General features: G+C 55.5%; 17 protein-coding genes. 6 read left to right on the top strand and 11 right to left on the bottom strand.

What is annotated here, in order from left to right:
* Window positions 1–3: 3 nt before the first annotated feature.
* Window positions 4–1,143, bottom strand: a complete 1,140-nt coding sequence (locus tag ABWV47_RS05240) for an acyltransferase (RefSeq protein ID WP_353309596.1) — start codon at window positions 1,141–1,143, stop codon at window positions 4–6.
* Window positions 1,144–1,304: 161 nt separating this feature from the next.
* On the opposite strand from ABWV47_RS05240, the gene ABWV47_RS05245 reads away from it, so the two are divergent.
* The gene (locus tag ABWV47_RS05245) at window positions 1,305–1,847 is read left to right on the top strand and encodes an OmpA family protein (protein WP_353309110.1); all 543 of its coding nucleotides are present in this window, start codon (window positions 1,305–1,307) and stop codon (window positions 1,845–1,847) included.
* Between the two features lie 831 nt (window positions 1,848–2,678).
* Complete coding sequence (locus ABWV47_RS05250; RefSeq protein WP_353309113.1) at window positions 2,679–3,512, top strand: family 16 glycosylhydrolase; 834 nt, start codon at window positions 2,679–2,681, stop codon at window positions 3,510–3,512.
* A gap of 7 nt (window positions 3,513–3,519) precedes the next feature.
* Here the strand turns inward: ABWV47_RS05250 and ABWV47_RS05255 are convergent, their stop codons facing one another.
* The 5 genes from ABWV47_RS05255 to ABWV47_RS05275 all read right to left on the bottom strand — a co-directional run bounded on the left by ABWV47_RS05255 (window position 3,520) and on the right by ABWV47_RS05275 (window position 7,987).
* Window positions 3,520–3,660, bottom strand: coding sequence for a hypothetical protein (locus tag ABWV47_RS05255; protein WP_353309115.1), 141 nt, complete (start codon window positions 3,658–3,660; stop codon window positions 3,520–3,522).
* Window positions 3,661–3,817: 157 nt separating this feature from the next.
* Window positions 3,818–5,560, bottom strand: a complete 1,743-nt coding sequence (locus tag ABWV47_RS05260; protein WP_353309118.1) for a methyl-accepting chemotaxis protein — start codon at window positions 5,558–5,560, stop codon at window positions 3,818–3,820.
* A 341-nt stretch (window positions 5,561–5,901) separates the two neighbouring features.
* Window positions 5,902–6,507, bottom strand: a complete 606-nt coding sequence (locus ABWV47_RS05265; protein ID WP_353309121.1) for a nicotinate-nucleotide adenylyltransferase — start codon at window positions 6,505–6,507, stop codon at window positions 5,902–5,904.
* Between the two features lie 194 nt (window positions 6,508–6,701).
* Window positions 6,702–7,310 (bottom strand): DUF2971 domain-containing protein, encoded by a 609-nt coding sequence (locus tag ABWV47_RS05270; protein ID WP_353309123.1) that lies wholly within the window; start codon window positions 7,308–7,310, stop codon window positions 6,702–6,704.
* An 86-nt stretch (window positions 7,311–7,396) separates the two neighbouring features.
* On the bottom strand, window positions 7,397–7,987 hold the full coding sequence (locus ABWV47_RS05275) for a hypothetical protein (RefSeq protein ID WP_353309126.1): 591 nt from the start codon (window positions 7,985–7,987) through the stop codon (window positions 7,397–7,399).
* Between the two features lie 62 nt (window positions 7,988–8,049).
* Here ABWV47_RS05275 and ettA point away from each other — a divergent pair, with 62 nt between their 5' ends.
* A complete protein-coding gene (gene ettA / locus ABWV47_RS05280) occupies window positions 8,050–9,705 on the top strand; it encodes an energy-dependent translational throttle protein EttA (RefSeq protein WP_353309128.1) in 1,656 nt (551 codons plus the stop codon).
* A 310-nt stretch (window positions 9,706–10,015) separates the two neighbouring features.
* Window positions 10,016–10,486: a hypothetical protein gene (locus ABWV47_RS05285; protein ID WP_353309130.1), complete on the top strand. Its 471-nt coding sequence runs from the start codon at window positions 10,016–10,018 to the stop codon at window positions 10,484–10,486.
* A gap of 275 nt (window positions 10,487–10,761) precedes the next feature.
* Here ABWV47_RS05285 and ABWV47_RS05290 read toward each other — a convergent pair whose 3' ends face one another.
* Window positions 10,762–11,241: an REP-associated tyrosine transposase gene (locus tag ABWV47_RS05290; protein ID WP_353309132.1), complete on the bottom strand. Its 480-nt coding sequence runs from the start codon at window positions 11,239–11,241 to the stop codon at window positions 10,762–10,764.
* Window positions 11,242–11,323: 82 nt separating this feature from the next.
* On the bottom strand, window positions 11,324–11,803 hold the full coding sequence (locus tag ABWV47_RS05295) for a hypothetical protein (protein ID WP_353309135.1): 480 nt from the start codon (window positions 11,801–11,803) through the stop codon (window positions 11,324–11,326).
* Between the two features lie 52 nt (window positions 11,804–11,855).
* On the opposite strand from ABWV47_RS05295, the gene ABWV47_RS05300 reads away from it, so the two are divergent.
* Window positions 11,856–12,071, top strand: coding sequence for a hypothetical protein (locus ABWV47_RS05300; RefSeq protein ID WP_353309137.1), 216 nt, complete (start codon window positions 11,856–11,858; stop codon window positions 12,069–12,071).
* 66 nt (window positions 12,072–12,137) lie between these two features.
* Here the strand turns inward: ABWV47_RS05300 and ABWV47_RS05305 are convergent, their stop codons facing one another.
* Together ABWV47_RS05305 and ABWV47_RS05310 are read right to left on the bottom strand one after the other, a co-directional pair.
* Window positions 12,138–12,497 carry a BrnA antitoxin family protein gene (locus tag ABWV47_RS05305; RefSeq protein ID WP_353309140.1) on the bottom strand — a complete coding sequence of 120 codons (360 nt, stop codon included), beginning with the start codon at window positions 12,495–12,497 and terminating at the stop codon, window positions 12,138–12,140.
* Window positions 12,498–12,653: 156 nt separating this feature from the next.
* Complete coding sequence (locus tag ABWV47_RS05310; RefSeq protein ID WP_353309142.1) at window positions 12,654–13,061, bottom strand: acyl-CoA thioesterase; 408 nt, start codon at window positions 13,059–13,061, stop codon at window positions 12,654–12,656.
* An 85-nt stretch (window positions 13,062–13,146) separates the two neighbouring features.
* On the opposite strand from ABWV47_RS05310, the gene ABWV47_RS05315 reads away from it, so the two are divergent.
* Window positions 13,147–14,304, top strand: coding sequence for a geranylgeranyl reductase family protein (locus ABWV47_RS05315; RefSeq protein ID WP_353309145.1), 1,158 nt, complete (start codon window positions 13,147–13,149; stop codon window positions 14,302–14,304).
* Here ABWV47_RS05315 and trxC read toward each other — a convergent pair.
* Window positions 14,288–14,719 carry a thioredoxin TrxC gene (gene trxC, locus ABWV47_RS05320; RefSeq protein ID WP_353309147.1) on the bottom strand — a complete coding sequence of 144 codons (432 nt, stop codon included), beginning with the start codon at window positions 14,717–14,719 and terminating at the stop codon, window positions 14,288–14,290. The two genes, ABWV47_RS05315 and trxC, sit on opposite strands and share 17 nt — an antisense overlap.
* Between the last annotated feature and the right edge of the window lie 61 nt (window positions 14,720–14,780).

A 14,780-nucleotide genomic window follows, 5' to 3' on the forward strand; every position in this document is an offset into this window, starting at 1 on the left:
TGTTCAAACTTCTTGTCGGCCCCGGCCCAACGCCACAGGCGGAAAAGGGCCAAGCCCCACGGTCCATGCGCCACCACGCCACCGGCCCAACATCCACACCAACAAAGCTGTCATCGGCGCCGTCCACAAAAATTCAGCACAGATCAGGCGTGTGGGAGACCACGCACTGTCACGCAATGCGATCTCCGCTATGTCCAAAAAAATCGGATGACACAGATACAGGCCGAAGGCGTATTTTGAGACGTGCGACATCCAAAGTGGCCAGGATTTGTGCCCCAAACACATGCAGATCAATAGCAATCCCACCGGCATCAGGTAGTCGGCCCAATACGCACTCGGATCGTCAAACACCCAGTGGCCGGTGCGGACAACTGTGACCATGGCCCAGCTCTTAAAGGCAAATAGACCGGCCCCGATCAGTGCGATCGGCCCCAACCAGCTGACCCGCTCCGCAACAGTGCTGCGTTGCCACAGACCCAAAACGGCAGCAGCCGCAAACCCATAACCTGTGTAGGTCAACACTTTCACCAAGCGCACCACGTAAGGCAGCCACTCCGACCCCCAAAGCGCCGGGTAAACCACAGCCTCTAACGCGGATTTCATCCCCAGAAACACCACCACCAATAGCCCCAGAAGCGGCGCTTTCTCTGCGCATCGAAACAGGGGGTAAAAGAGAAGCAAACCAAACAAGGTTGGAATGAAATGCATGTGATACTTCACATCCCCTAACAGCAGAAATCCTGCCCACCCTTGCCACGAGATCACGCGCGCCCACTCAGCGTCGCCATAGCCAAACGCGTGCGCCTTGATCAGTCCGTAACCAGCGTAGAACACCGTCCAGAAGGCAAACGGCACCAACAAACGCCGGGCCTGTTCCCGCACAACTGCGTTGTAGCCACGCGGGCGCCGTGACAGAGCCATAAGCAACAACAAAACCGAGATCATCAGAAACAACTCAGTGCGGGCCGTATAAAGCACCGTACGCAGCAGCATTGGAACGAGCCGCTCTTGCGGACTCACCTCGGGAAAGGGCTGACCATTGGAATCCGCCGTGACATGTAGTCCAACCATGGAAATGCCAGCAAACAGGCGCAACGCGTCAATCCACGTGTGCCGCCCGGCCATATGACCTTCTGCAACCATGCAGCTCACCAATTAAAAACAAACAATACCCGCTTATCTTGGCAAAATAAATTCAACAAATCGTAAAAGAAAAACGGAACCTCCTCCAACATCTCACCTTATGGACACCGTTTATATAAAATAAACTCTTGTATTGGAGAATTTAGTCGAGGAGACTTTTTATGCGGTATTCTTTGTTATCTATCTTCCCCTCTCTTTGCCTTTTATGTGTCGCCCCGCTTTCCACGCATGCGCAGACCGCAGAGGAGACGTGCGCCCAAATTGGACAGACCAATGGTGCGCAATCTACAATTTGTGGCGCGGTCTCAGGCGCCTTGCAAACAGATGCGCGCGCGCCGTCAAAGGGGCCTGTTTCTGCTGAGGTTGAGGAAAGCCACATTTTCTTCACACGCGGTGGCACCTCACTGGATGAGGGTGCGCGCGCCCAACTGACCGCGTTGGTTGCCGTTCTAAACACGGATCTTATGCGCACCGCCTGCCTGCGCCTGATCGGCCATTCCGACAGCAGCGGTGGACGTGCCACAAATGACGCTCTTGCACTCAAACGAGCGACAACCGTGGGGGACGTCTTACGCGCCGGTCTCGACGATCCTTCCCGCGTCAGAGAGGTAATCTCTGCGGGAGAAAGCCAGCCTCTTCCGGACCTACCTTCGGTATCCCCGCAAAATCGCAGGGTCGAAATACGCGCAAAGACATGCTCTTAATGTAAATTCGTCCAAAGAAAGCTATGGGACTTGGTCAAAACACATCTAAACGCGAGACGTTCCATACCTCCAAAGCTCACGTGGACATGGCGTGCCTGACCCCTTCAAACGTATGGAGCGCTGACATCATGGGCACACATGCAGGCAACGGTCTTCCGTTGTCCCTATCTGACATTTAGAGCGGGTACACTCGGTCACCATTCGTCCTGTGTTGCCGTGACTGTGCTGAAACCTACGATGTGTTGGCACGCACATGTCAAAGGCCCTTCCGCGCGATCTGGTCTGAGGACGAGACGGGACAAGGCTCACATAAAGGTCGGCACGGGCTAGGCACGGGCCAACGGTCTAAGACCATCACACCAACAGTAAGGCAACAGGCTCCTGGCGCCATCGCTGCCAACGGTCGCGTGGCCCCTTGGCGCGCAGCGAAGCCTGTCCTCCCCCATATCTCTCGCTCACAAAAAAGCGGGCCGTCACCGGCCCGCCTCTCTCAAATACACACGACATCTCAAATGGCTTATTCACAAAAATTTCTTCAGCGCCGGAGCATTTAATCAGATCATTCACAGCAATATATTTTACGCGCACCATGTCATATATTAGATTAACGCATTTCGAATTTCATCGCTCTCAAATGTTCTATTTCGACATCAATACCTACATGGAACAAATATAGAACACTAGAATTGATATAATATTAATGTGGTCACCTGAGTGCGCTCCGCGCCTGCATTAACCATTAACTCATTTTGTGCTTGCCTCGAATCTTCAATTTCTCGATCACAAGGTTAATGGTTAACTGCATTAACCTTAATATTGGGTGGGGACCTGATGACAACCACATCGCCGTCTTGGGGCATGTCTCGTTTGCGGGCTACATGTGTCCACAGCTTTCTCGCGCTTGCGCTAGGTGCGGCTCCTAACATCGCCATGGGAGCAGAGCCGCACCCCACCCTGCAGGAAACTTTTGAAACCCATATTCCGCACAACTGGAGCGTCGCCAGTTATAGGTTCACACATCCCGCCTTCGACACCGACTGGTCCAAGGAAAATTTGCGCGTTTCAAGTGGTTTGCACCTGTCCTTAACACCGCAGTCTGGGCACAAGAACAGGTTTGTCGGCGCGTCTCTGCGGCACAAGGAGCGCACGCATTTCGGCCGCTATGAGGTGACCATGCGCCCGGCCAGAGGCGCGGGCATCGTAACCGGTTTCTTCACCTATACCGGGCCGTATTATGACACCCGACACGACGAAATCGACATAGAATTTCTTGGGCAGGACACCACCCGTCTACATGTGGCTTGGTTTGTTGACGGGGTGCGTCACAACCGCTTCATTCCGCTCGGGTTTGACGCGGCCACCAAACCCCGCACCTATGCTTTTGAATGGCATGCAGACCGCCTGCGATGGTTTGCAGAAGACAGATTGTTGTTTGAAGTCACCGAACACGATGCACCGCTGCCAAAAGAGCCGAGCTACCTGTTCGCCAATCTTTGGGCCGTGGACGAAAGCCTGTCCGTTTGGGCCGGCCACGCGCCGACAGGTTCGTCAGCGCAGGCGTTTGTTGGAAAGATTACATTTGCACCGTTTGACAGGCCCATCGCCCGCGGCGTCACACCTAACGCGCCAACACGTTTGGCACTGGCACGTCCCAAGCGTCCCTAAGGCCGCCTTACTTTGAATGCCCAAACACCGCAAACATCGCCGCCTGCGAAGACGTAAGATCAGGCCGTGACCCTGCGCGCCCTGTTGCAGCCATGACCACCACTGACATCACGGTGAGCGCGCAGAACACTTTCAAACGTCCACTCATCACACCGCCTCCCCATCATACCCTGAGGACACCAAACCCATCGCAGGTATACACAGCATGGTGGGGACATCTAACAAACAAGTCAAAACCATGATCTCGTCTCCTTTCTGGAGCTAAAAAGCCCGGGGCACATGATGCGCCCCGGGTGATCTAAAGTTTAGGCCGAGCGCTGAAAGCTCACTTCATCCTCTTCGTAGCTGGTTTCTGGCGAGGCACTCGCAACCGAGGAGGGACGGAAGTTCGCCACCAATTCCGCCAACTCGCCTGCCGCGTCTTGCAGAGTGCGGCCTTGCGCGCTGGATCTGTCCACCAACGAGGCATTCTGTTGCGTCACACGGTCCAGATCCATCACCCCAGCATTGATCTCGGTGATCGCGGTTGCCTGATCTCGCGACCCTTCCGCGATCCGCACAGCCAGACCACTAACTTCCTGAATTTTCTCAATGATCTCTTCAATTGCCTTACCAGCCTGATCGACCAGATCCACGCCAACCGCGACTTGATCTGCAGAGGTGTCAATCAGCTCCTTGATCTCGTTTGCACTGGTCGCAGAGCGCAGCGCCAAGGACCGCACTTCAGACGCCACCACAGCAAACCCACGGCCACTGTCACCGGCACGTGCGGCTTCCACACCTGCGTTTAGCGCCAATAGGTTGGTCTGGAACGAGATGTCCTCAATCACACGGTTGATCTCGCTGATCTTGCCCGCACTGTCTTTGATGTCCTGCATCGCATCCACAGCCGACTTCACAATATCACCGCCACGCAGGGCCTCAGATTTTGTGGCATCCACGGTGGTTTCCACGGATTTGGTCTGGTCTGTGGCCGCCTGTACAATGTCCGTGATCTGGCTGATCGCAGCCGCGGTCTCCTCCAGCGTAGCTGCCTGGCTTTCGGTGCGTTTGGCAAGGTTGTGCGTGCCTTCCGCCATAGATCCGGTCTCTTCCTCAATTTGAGAAATCGTTCCTAAGACCCGACCGATCACATCATCCAACGCCTCAGCGGTCTTGTTGAAATCGGCCCGCAGCATTTCATAGTCTTCGCTGAAGACATGGGTGATGCGGTGGCTCAACTGACCCTGCGCCAAATGGTTCAAACCATCCGCCAACTCACCAACGATCTCAGATTGTTCTCGTGCGGAGGCTTTGGATTTCTCCTCAAGCGCTTTGTTTGCTTTGGTGGCATCGACAAATTCGACAACCGCGCGCGCCAACCGTCCCAGCTCATCTTTGCGCCCAGCGCTTGGCACTTTGCTGCTTGTGTCGCCTTCACGCAGCGCAGAAATCCGATCCACGATGCGGGCCAACGGGCGTGTCACACCAGATGCGGCGATATACACGATCCCGGACATCACCAGACAGATGACCGCAACCGCAACCAACGACACCATGTATAGCTCGTTCACAACCGCTGCGATAAAACCGCTGTAAAACCCCATGACCATCACGGCCACAACTGAGCCGTCGCTGTGATGAATTGGAAATTTCACATAGGCAATCTGGTTCGCTTCCTTGCGGGCCTCAGCCTCTTCCAATGCGAGCACCTCGGCCACGCCTTCGTCCCAGCCTGTCTGATCCGCGCCCTCAACAGCCGCTTCGGCAAACAGGTCGCCGTCTACAAACACCTTGGCAAACAGGGCGTTTTCCATTTGTGTGACGCCGGCGATTGCACCAACGGCGCCATCTGTGTTGAAGTCCCAAACGGCTGCCGCCACGGGAGGCGCAACAAACGTTTGAGCCAACGCCAACTCGCTTTCGAATGCCTTAATCAGCGTCGAGCTCTGCTTAGAGACCCAGAACACCGTGGTGGCGACAAATGACACCAAAATACAGGCCACGATCGGCAGCAAAAGCCGCCCCATGATCGATAAACCCAAAACCCGTTTCTTCTCACGCGCCATTGCTTGCTCCGACGGGCCCCACACCCCATTTGCGCTTGGGCCCAAAATTGTTGCGCTTGATACCAAGCGCAGTTTCCAAAAAACGTGCCCCGGATTGCACCGAGAGCGCGACCACCCCGACAAGGTCACACCTTGCATTCGGGTTACGCTGTACCTTTGCAGGCAGCCTTACTTTTGGTGTCAAAGACTCTGCGGCACACTCAAAACGAGCAGCGCGATTGTTGCAAAATCCGCAGACATCAAAGGCAAAGGTGCCCTGTCCTGCTCCGGCAACACTAGGCAGGCTGAGTTAACAGTTGCTTACATGACGGGCATGGTTTCGCACGCCCCACACAATCAACTTAACTCTTTGACCAATAACCATTTTTTCTGATTTCAGTGGAGCTGATGTCACGCATGGGAACATTGGAAAATGCCCAAACCGGTGCAGACTGCCGACTCAGCAAACGATTCTCACGCGGGTGCAAGCGCGCATGGTGGTACACCTGCGCCGCTTTGGCTGTGCGCGCGTCAATCCGATCGCCGGGGCGCGCCAGCACGCCCACGGGCACCCGCGCCATGATCTCTTGCCAGTTTTTCCACCGATGAAACTGCGCCAGATTGTCCGCGCCCATCAGCCAGACAAACCGCGCCTGCGGACATTTGTCCTGCAACACTGCTAGGGTCTCTGCCGTATAGCGCGTGCCCACATGGCTCTCAAAGTCACAGACATGGACGCGCGGATGGTCCATAATCTCCCGCGCCGCCGCCATGCGCCGCGCCAATTTGGCTGGCCCGCGGTCCTTCAGCGGATTGCCCGGGCTCACCAGCCACCAGACCTGATCCAGATCGAAGCGTTTGAGGGCCTCTTTGGTGATATGCACATGCCCTGCGTGTGGCGGATCAAACGATCCCCCCAACAGGCCGATTTTCTGACCCCGCGCAACATATGGCAATCCGTAAGGCACGGGGTTTAGTGGGCTTTTGTGGCGCGAAGGTCAAGGTAACTCCCCTTGCCAAAGCAAAGCTTTGGCAGCGCCCCACTGGCCGACAGGGTCTTGCGCAGCACGATCCCGAAAGGTGAACCGCCCCCGTCAAACCGAAGGTCTGCCTCCGGCAAAACGCAGACGCTTCGCTTCCTGCCCCTCAGTTCGTGCGCGAGTTACACAAACGGAATTTTGGAAACATCCGTTTCGGGAGGCATACACTTATGCATTGCAAAGTAGTGTTTGAGGTACCTTTCAATTTTTGATTGGTTCGCCTTTGGCCCAATCAAGATCCTTTTTATTCCCAGAGGATTTTTCAAGCCTTCAAAAATTTTATCCTCTCCCAGAGAAAGTCTAAAGACTTTTCGAAACTCTCCACCAACCTCTGAAAACTGCCCAAACCGCCGGTCCCGCGAACTAAAGGTGCCTCCACAATAACAACGGTACTCTTGTTCTTCCTCAAAGTGTTTGTTTTTGTAAAGAAGAACAAACTTGCTTAAACGATGCGTCGTTTCGACATGTTTCCCGGCGTCCAACTCGCCTTCGAAGAAATCCAAAATTTCTGGAATTGGCCCACTTTCATAGCTCACCATTTCAGGGCCTTCAAAACAAGAGTCTTTAGCAAGAGTGGTTAGGTCGGCTTCACAAAACCCAATCGCAACAGGTTCGCCGCCGCTTACCAGTTGGCCGTACCCCCGCCACATCGCCAAAGAGTCGCTTGCTGAAGAAAAACAAACGACCTGACCGCCAATCCTAGTCGTGAGATCCGCCAAAACGCCTTCCACAAGCTTTTACTTTTTAGAACTTCAGCAAGAGTCGCAAAAGTTGTGTAGTGCCAGAGAATATCATTTCCTGCCATCAGTTGACCTCCTCATCCACACTGAAGATACTCCTCCAACAAAATCTCCCAGCTCTCTTCTGGATCGAAGTCATCCAGTAGCCGATCACCTTCGCGCTCCGTAAATGCTGCCATCCCATGTTGCACCATGTAGCGCGGTGAATGCGTTGGCGGTCCGAGCTCTGCCATTTGGGCGCACAATGCGTTGTGCCGTGGGCTGCCACTGTCGCCAAACCGTGCCACCGCCTCCTGCATGCGTGGGCCAAAAGCTTCGCCAGCGGCATATTGGATTTCGAGCATCATCACCTGCCCCGCCTGATGCGCCGTGGTGTCCTCCACCCGTAAAGTGTCATACGCCGTGCGCAGCTGCATGGTCACGATCAGTTCAAAAGCCCGATCATCCTGACCATCCTTGAAGCAGCGGATCACACCTCCGGCCAGATCAGCAGGGGAATAGTCGTTAGACAGCTTACTCAAAGGCACACAGCCCACATCAAAGGTGCTTTCCAGATTGCCATCCGCCTCATAGTTCGTGACCTGCGCCGCTCCCTGAGAGGCCCAAATCGCGCAGACAACCGCCAACCATCGCATGGCAAATTCCTTCTTCTTGATCGCGCGGATCATTGCCCTTTTGCCCGCGCTTGGCTAGACCCGCTGAAACAGCATTCTCATCGGAGTCGACCCCAATGGCATCTTATCAGTACGTCTACCACATGCAGGGTGTGTCCAAGACCTACCCGGGCGGCAAGAAATGTTTTGAAAACATCCACCTGTCCTTCCTCCCCGGCGTAAAAATCGGTGTCGTCGGCGTCAACGGCGCCGGTAAATCGACCCTGATGAAAATCATGGCCGGTCTGGACAAAGACTTCACCGGCGAAGCTTGGTCCGCTGAGGGCGCCAAAGTGGGCTACCTGCCACAGGAGCCAAAGCTCGACGAAAGCCTGTCCGTGCGCGAAAACGTCATGCTCGGCGTGGCCGCCAAAAAGGCCATTCTGGATCGCTACAACGAGCTGGCCATGAACTACAGCGACGAAACCGCGGATGAGATGGCCAAGCTGCAAGACGACATCGACGCCCAGAACCTCTGGGATCTGGACAGTCAGGTCGACATCTCCATGGAGGCCCTACGCTGCCCACCTGATGATGCCCGCATCGAAGACCTCTCCGGGGGTGAAGCCCGCCGCGTGGCGCTGTGCAAACTGCTGCTCGAAGCGCCGGAAATGCTGCTGCTCGATGAACCGACCAACCACCTTGATGCGGAAACCATCGCGTGGCTGCAACAGCACCTTATCGACTACAAAGGGACTATCCTTTGCGTCACCCACGACCGCTATTTCCTCGACGACATCACCAGCTGGATTCTGGAGCTCGACCGCGGCAAAGGCATTCCGTATGAGGGCAACTACTCCGCATGGCTGGAGCAGAAAGCCAAACGTCTGGAGCAGGAAGCCCGCGAGGACAAATCCAAGCAGAAAACGCTGGAGCGCGAACTGGAATGGATGCGTCAGGGTCAAAAAGCCCGTCAGGCCAAATCCAAAGCCCGTATCAGCGCCTATAACGAGATGGCCAATCAATCAGAGCGCGAAAAAGTTGGCCGCGCCCAGATCGTCATTCCAAACGGCCCGCGTCTGGGCTCCAAAGTCATCGAGGTCAACGGCCTCTCCAAGCACTATGGCGACAAACAGCTGATCGAGAACCTCGAATTCTCCCTGCCTCCGGGCGGGATTGTTGGCGTGATCGGCCCAAACGGGGCTGGTAAATCCACGCTTTTCAAGATGCTCACCGGTCAGGAACAGCCGGATGAGGGCACCGTGGAATACGGCGACACCGTGAAGCTGAGCTACGTCGACCAGTCCCGCGATGATCTGAACGACAAAGACACCGTCTGGGAGGCCATCTCCGGCGGCGCGGAAATCATCGAGCTGGGCGACGCGCAAGTGAACTCCCGCGCCTACTGCAGCTCATTTAACTTCAAAGGTGGCGATCAGCAGAAACCGCTGAACCTGCTGTCAGGTGGGGAACGCAACCGCGTGCACATGGCACGTCTGTTGAAAGAAGGCGGCAACGTCCTTCTCCTCGACGAACCCACCAACGATCTGGACGTGGAAACCCTCCGCGCGCTGGAAGACGCCTTGGTGGATTTCGCAGGCTGCGCCGTGGTCATCTCCCACGACCGCTTCTTCCTTGACCGCATCTGTACCCACATGCTGGCCTTTGAAGGCGATGCCCATGTGGAATGGTTTGAGGGCAACTTTGAAGACTATGAAGAAGACAAGAAACGTCGCCTTGGGGCTGATGCCCTTGAACCCAAACGCCTGAAACACAAGAAGTTCACTCGCTAACGCGAGGGAACTTCTTGTGGTTCCGTTTGGTTCAAGGAGTGCGTTGCAGGGTTTTGGCAAAGCCAACAACCCGTACGCACCCCGGCGAGATGGCTCGCAGACGTCGAGTGACCAAAATTCCAAGACACCCGCGCTCCTGCGCGGGTGTTTTCTTTTGAACACATCACTAGCGGCACACTAAAGCCCGCAAAGCGGGCTTACGCGTCCGACCCGCCCCCACGGGCGGGCGCAGGGTTGATCCGGATCTAAGTCTTCTAATTTTTGGACACAAGAACCTTGGGCTGCTCACCGATCCATTGATTGGTCCAAATTGCAAAAACTGGAAGCACCTGATAGTTGTGTTGACGGGAAAAATACAGGTACATCCTTGTCGGTTGAAGCACTTCAAACATCGGTCCGATTATACGCGGAGCTCGTTACGTTTCTAATCGCAGTCCTGACCTTTCTGGGACTTTTCTATAAAGCTGTGAACGCTCTACGAGATTCTTGGATTTCTTACCGCAGGCGGAGAAATATCAAAGGTTTGCTAATTGCCCCAACCGTTGAAGAAATTGCAGAGTATTCTGTGCAGCAACGGCAAAATGTAGACCCAGAAGAACAATTCCTTCGAAAGCAAATGCGGGAGCTTTCAAGGCATTTGGCGACAGCTTCACACATGGTTGGGCAACGTCGAATTTTTGCGATTTCCATGATGTTCATTGTTTCATTTTTGGTCTTGGGCGTCATGTACACAAAAGAACTGGTTTTTGCTTCCGGCAACTCGAATAGAGACTTGCTGTAGGACAGGGAAAATTCGGTTAGCAAATATTTACAACTTTGTTTAGCCACGCCAGCGACCTATGGCTGTAAGAAGACCTCAGCACAGCATTGTGATGGGAAGTACGCTCACCTTCCTGAGTGTGAACGTCTAGACGAAATTCTAGAAGAAAGAACTGACAATGAGCCCTAAAAGCGGTTCTTCTTTAGCAAGCCCGTAGGGTGCGCATTCACTGCGCACCACTTACCTCCACCACCCTACATGCCCCAAACAACAACGGTGCGCAATAAATGCGCACCCTACAGCCATCGCCCACATGCAATGTCTCGATGCACCGACGAATACGGCCACTCTTCAGCGTTCTGAACAAACCCATGTTTAACCGGGTTCATATGACAATACGTGATCGCTGCTCTATAGCTCTCCGAATCACGAATGTGATGCTCCCAAAACCGCCGTTGCCACACCGCCCTCTCGCGCCGCGCCACATGACTGCGACGCTGAGCGCCTTTTGGCACTGACCGCGAAAACCGGGCTTTGATCACCTGCCATCGTATCGCATAGTCACTGTCGTCCGGCGGCAACGTCCAAACCGCGTGCATGTGATCCGGCATCACCACCCAAGCATCAATATAAAACCGCCGCTCCGCATGTGTTTTAAAGACGGCTTCTCTCAAGGCATCGATACGCTGAACCAACAAATCGCCACCGCGCACCGCGAGATTGACGGTGAAAAACACCGTCGCACCGGGCACCTTGGGGCGAATATAGCGAGACATGTCTCCAGCTTATAAAACGCCAGTTAACCACTGATTAACCAACATCAATCATCACACCCCCGCCATCGCACTGTAACACCTCTTAAAACCACCGCGCCGCACCCCCATCCTCGGTAAACCACCACTTACGAGGAACCACCCCATGCGCCACCTGCTCCCTGCCCTCATCGCCGCGCTGCTCATGGCCGCCCTCATCGCGCTGGACATCGCCCGCCCCCTCGGCGCGCATCCGTGGTGGAGCCAAAAGACCTTGCTCATCGGCGCGCCCATCGGCCTGACCCTTGCCACCCTCGCGGGCCTCAAACTGCGCCCTCTCCCGCTGACGATCACCTGCGCCGTCGCCACAATCCTCGCCTTTGCCACAGCCAAATACGGTGGCACCCAATTTGCCGCCTCCTACGCTGAGGATCAATTTGCCGGACACCTCTGGCACTTCGGCTGGGTTGCCACCGGCGCCAGCCTTGCCGCCACGTTCACGTCCGGCGCAAAGTGGCGCCTCTTTCGCAGCTGACCCGGCGGCATCTGCGCCATCCCCCACAGCAAAGCCCAACTCGCGCCACATTTGCGCCCCATTTCACCGCTCTCTTGGTTAACGACGCAAACCGGAGCGCATCATGGCCCTTGTTCTCATCTTCGCTGGCAGTATCGCAGGTCTCCTCTTGGGCGGCTTTCAGATGGCGTTTCAGAACGCCAGCCTCTGGACAGGGTTTTCCACCTATCTCAGCTTCTCTCTTGGGTTTCCGATTGTGGCGCTCGCCATTGCCTTGGCCCTTGGCGCGCTGCGTCCCTCCCCCAAAGACCGCGACGCTTTTGACTACCACCAAGCCTAACAGGCCTGCGCGTCCCAAACATCTGTAGCGGAGCGCGCCGCGCGATGGGCACACCCCAACCTGCACCTATGGCGGGTCTTCCAATCGCGTCGTCAAAGCGCGCTCGACTTGCAACTCATCTGCGATCTTCATCTGTGCCCAGGTTGCCAACAGCCGGTTGATGCGCGCCTGATACCCCTGCCCCATGGCCCGGTAAAATCGTGCCACCGATTGATCCAGATACAGCGTGACCTTCTCTTTGGGTTCTTGGACATCCAGATCCTGTTCCAACCGATGCCACGCCTCAGGCACCGCCTCGCGGATCGCCTCAGAGACCCAACGCTCCGAGGTCAGCATCAACAGGTTGCGCCCCAAGGCTTCACGCGCCATGCGCTGCGTTTTGGTGCCCGTGCGGCGGCTTTGAAACTGCGGTGTGCTCTCAGACATGCGACGCCTCCTGTCCGCCATCCTGCGGCACAGGCATTAAAGGCGGCTCACCGCACCGCGCGGGGCATGTTGCCGCGGCGCATTTTGGTCCTAAATTGGCACCTCCGCATTACAGCCGCGATACAGACGCAATACCGACGTGCAAAATTCGCACCTCTAAGCCTCTGGCCAGCCTGAGGTTTCCTCCGGCACTGGCCGTGGTTTTCCATCCTCATCAATGGCCACATAGGTGAACACCGCCTCGGTCACTTTCTCCGAAATGCCGCGCCGATGGCGCACCGCCCAGGCCTCAATTTTGATCCCCATAGAGCTGGTGCCCACCCGTTCAACCCACGCCCAGACACACAGGATATTGCCCACCTGAACAGGGCGGATAAACTTCATGGCATCCACCGCAACCGTTGTAACACGGCCTTTTGCGCGCTGTGCGGCGATGATCCCGCTGGCGATATCCATCTGGCTGAGCACCCATCCGCCGAAGATATCTCCGTTGATGTTCACATCCGATGGCATCGCCACCACACGCAGCGTCGCCTCCCCGGCAGGGTGTTTCTCATCGCTCATCTCAAGTCCTTTCTGATTGCCTTACGTTACCCCTCTGGTGTCACTAGGAAAAGCTGGTAAAAATCCCCATCCATGGACGCCCTGTATGACCCAGTTTGACATCATCGTAATCGGCGCCGGCCCCGCCGGCTGCGCCGCCGCCACATGGGCGGCGAAACAGGGGCGGTCTGTGGCTTTGGTGGACAAGGCCAGCTTCCCAAGGAGCAAACTCTGCGGAGGGCTTTTTACGGAACGTAGCCGCAAGTATTACCGCGACATCTTCGGCCAAGATGTCGATTTGAGCCGGGCGGTCACGCGCACCGAACTCAGCCTCTTTCATGATGGGCAACTTCTGGCGGAGCTCAAAGATGTTCCCCCTCTCCATTTGACCATGCGGTTGGACCTTGATGCCACTATGTTCGCGCACGCCCTGGCAGCAGGAGTCGAAGATTTTTCCGGCTGTGCGATCTCAAAACTCACTGATACCACTGTGTTTTTTCGAGATGGACGCCACATCTATGCACCGATCTTGATCGGGGCTGACGGTGTGAATTCCGTCGTCGCGAAACAGCTTTTTGGCGCAGCGTTTGATGTTGCCACCATCGGTTTTGGTCTCGAAATTGAAGCCCCACCTGAGACTCAAAACCCAATTGAACACCCTCTCCGCATCGACTTCGCCGCCGCCGAGTGGGGCTATGGCTGGTCGTTCCCCAAAACCGCGTCAACCACTGTGGGTGTTGGCGGGTTGCGTGCTGCAAACCCAGATATGAAAGCTCATTTGCAGCACTATCTGAACACACTTGGCTTGTCTAAGGACACCCTAACGATTAAAGGGCACCACCTCCCGTTTGGAGATTTCCGAGCCCGTCCGGGGCGTGCAAATATTCTTCTGGCTGGAGATGCCGCTGGTTTGGTGGATCCAATCACTGGGGAAGGCATAGCTTTTGCATTGAAGAGCGGCCAAATTGCCGCCCAAGCGGCATGTGAGGCCCTTGCAGCCGACGCTCCCAGCACCGCCCTGAAACGCTACATTTTTGGACTAAAAGAGCTCCATAAAAATCTGCGCATCGCCCGAATTTTACGTCGCATCATCTTTGCACCACTCTGGCAAAAGGCACTTATTGGCAGCTTCAAGAGATCGGGGACGGTGCGAACGATGTATATGCGCCTGCTAGCTGGGCAGGTCGAATATCCGGAAGTGGCCCTTAGGGTGGTTGGGCGGATTCCGCACTATCTAATGAACGCGCTTAGACGGACGCCTTAATCCATTTTACGATCGCCGCCTTTGGCAGGACTCCCGAATGTCGCGCTCGTTCTTTCCCATTCGTAAAAACTGCCATCGTAGGAATACCGCGAATGCCGTATTTTCGGCCCGCATTTGGATAGGCCTCAGTGTTCAGCTTCACCAAACGCACGGACTCTCTGAAATCCTTTGCTGCGGATTGATACTGAGGCGCCACCTGCCGACAGGGTCCACACCAAGGAGCCCAAAAATCCACCACCAAAGGTATGTCATCGGTGCGCGCGGCTTTTTCAAAGGTCGCCAAGTTCACGTCAACAGCTTTGCCGCTCATCAACCCAACACCACAGGTGCCACATTGGGGATCCGATCCAAGTTTGTCATACGGCACCCGATTGATCTGACCACATTCAAAACATGTCAGCTTCTTACCACCCATTTTGACCTCGTCCTTTTGTCCTACCGATATAGCTGTTTGGCGGGCCTTGGGAAAGCAGCTC

This window comes from Shimia sp. NS0008-38b, from assembly GCF_040370365.1.
GTDB lineage: Bacteria > Pseudomonadota > Alphaproteobacteria > Rhodobacterales > Rhodobacteraceae > Shimia.

Excerpts from the sequence above, each read along its gene's own strand:
- ABWV47_RS05240 (WP_353309596.1), bottom strand. The coding sequence starts at position 1,143 with ATGGTTGCAGAAGGTCATATGGCCGGGCGGCACACGTGGATTGACGCG.
- ABWV47_RS05245 (WP_353309110.1), top strand. The coding sequence starts at position 1,305 with ATGCGGTATTCTTTGTTATCTATCTTCCCCTCTCTTTGCCTTTTATGT.
- ABWV47_RS05250 (WP_353309113.1), top strand. The coding sequence starts at position 2,679 with ATGACAACCACATCGCCGTCTTGGGGCATGTCTCGTTTGCGGGCTACA.
- ABWV47_RS05255 (WP_353309115.1), bottom strand. The coding sequence starts at position 3,660 with ATGAGTGGACGTTTGAAAGTGTTCTGCGCGCTCACCGTGATGTCAGTG.
- ABWV47_RS05260 (WP_353309118.1), bottom strand. The coding sequence starts at position 5,560 with ATGGCGCGTGAGAAGAAACGGGTTTTGGGTTTATCGATCATGGGGCGG.
- ABWV47_RS05275 (WP_353309126.1), bottom strand. The coding sequence starts at position 7,987 with ATGATCCGCGCGATCAAGAAGAAGGAATTTGCCATGCGATGGTTGGCG.
- ettA (WP_353309128.1), top strand. The coding sequence starts at position 8,050 with ATGGCATCTTATCAGTACGTCTACCACATGCAGGGTGTGTCCAAGACC.
- ABWV47_RS05290 (WP_353309132.1), bottom strand. The coding sequence starts at position 11,241 with ATGTCTCGCTATATTCGCCCCAAGGTGCCCGGTGCGACGGTGTTTTTC.
- ABWV47_RS05295 (WP_353309135.1), bottom strand. The coding sequence starts at position 11,803 with ATGTGGCGCGAGTTGGGCTTTGCTGTGGGGGATGGCGCAGATGCCGCC.
- ABWV47_RS05300 (WP_353309137.1), top strand. The coding sequence starts at position 11,856 with ATGGCCCTTGTTCTCATCTTCGCTGGCAGTATCGCAGGTCTCCTCTTG.
- ABWV47_RS05305 (WP_353309140.1), bottom strand. The coding sequence starts at position 12,497 with ATGTCTGAGAGCACACCGCAGTTTCAAAGCCGCCGCACGGGCACCAAA.
- ABWV47_RS05310 (WP_353309142.1), bottom strand. The coding sequence starts at position 13,061 with ATGAGCGATGAGAAACACCCTGCCGGGGAGGCGACGCTGCGTGTGGTG.
- ABWV47_RS05315 (WP_353309145.1), top strand. The coding sequence starts at position 13,147 with ATGACCCAGTTTGACATCATCGTAATCGGCGCCGGCCCCGCCGGCTGC.
- trxC (WP_353309147.1), bottom strand. The coding sequence starts at position 14,719 with ATGGGTGGTAAGAAGCTGACATGTTTTGAATGTGGTCAGATCAATCGG.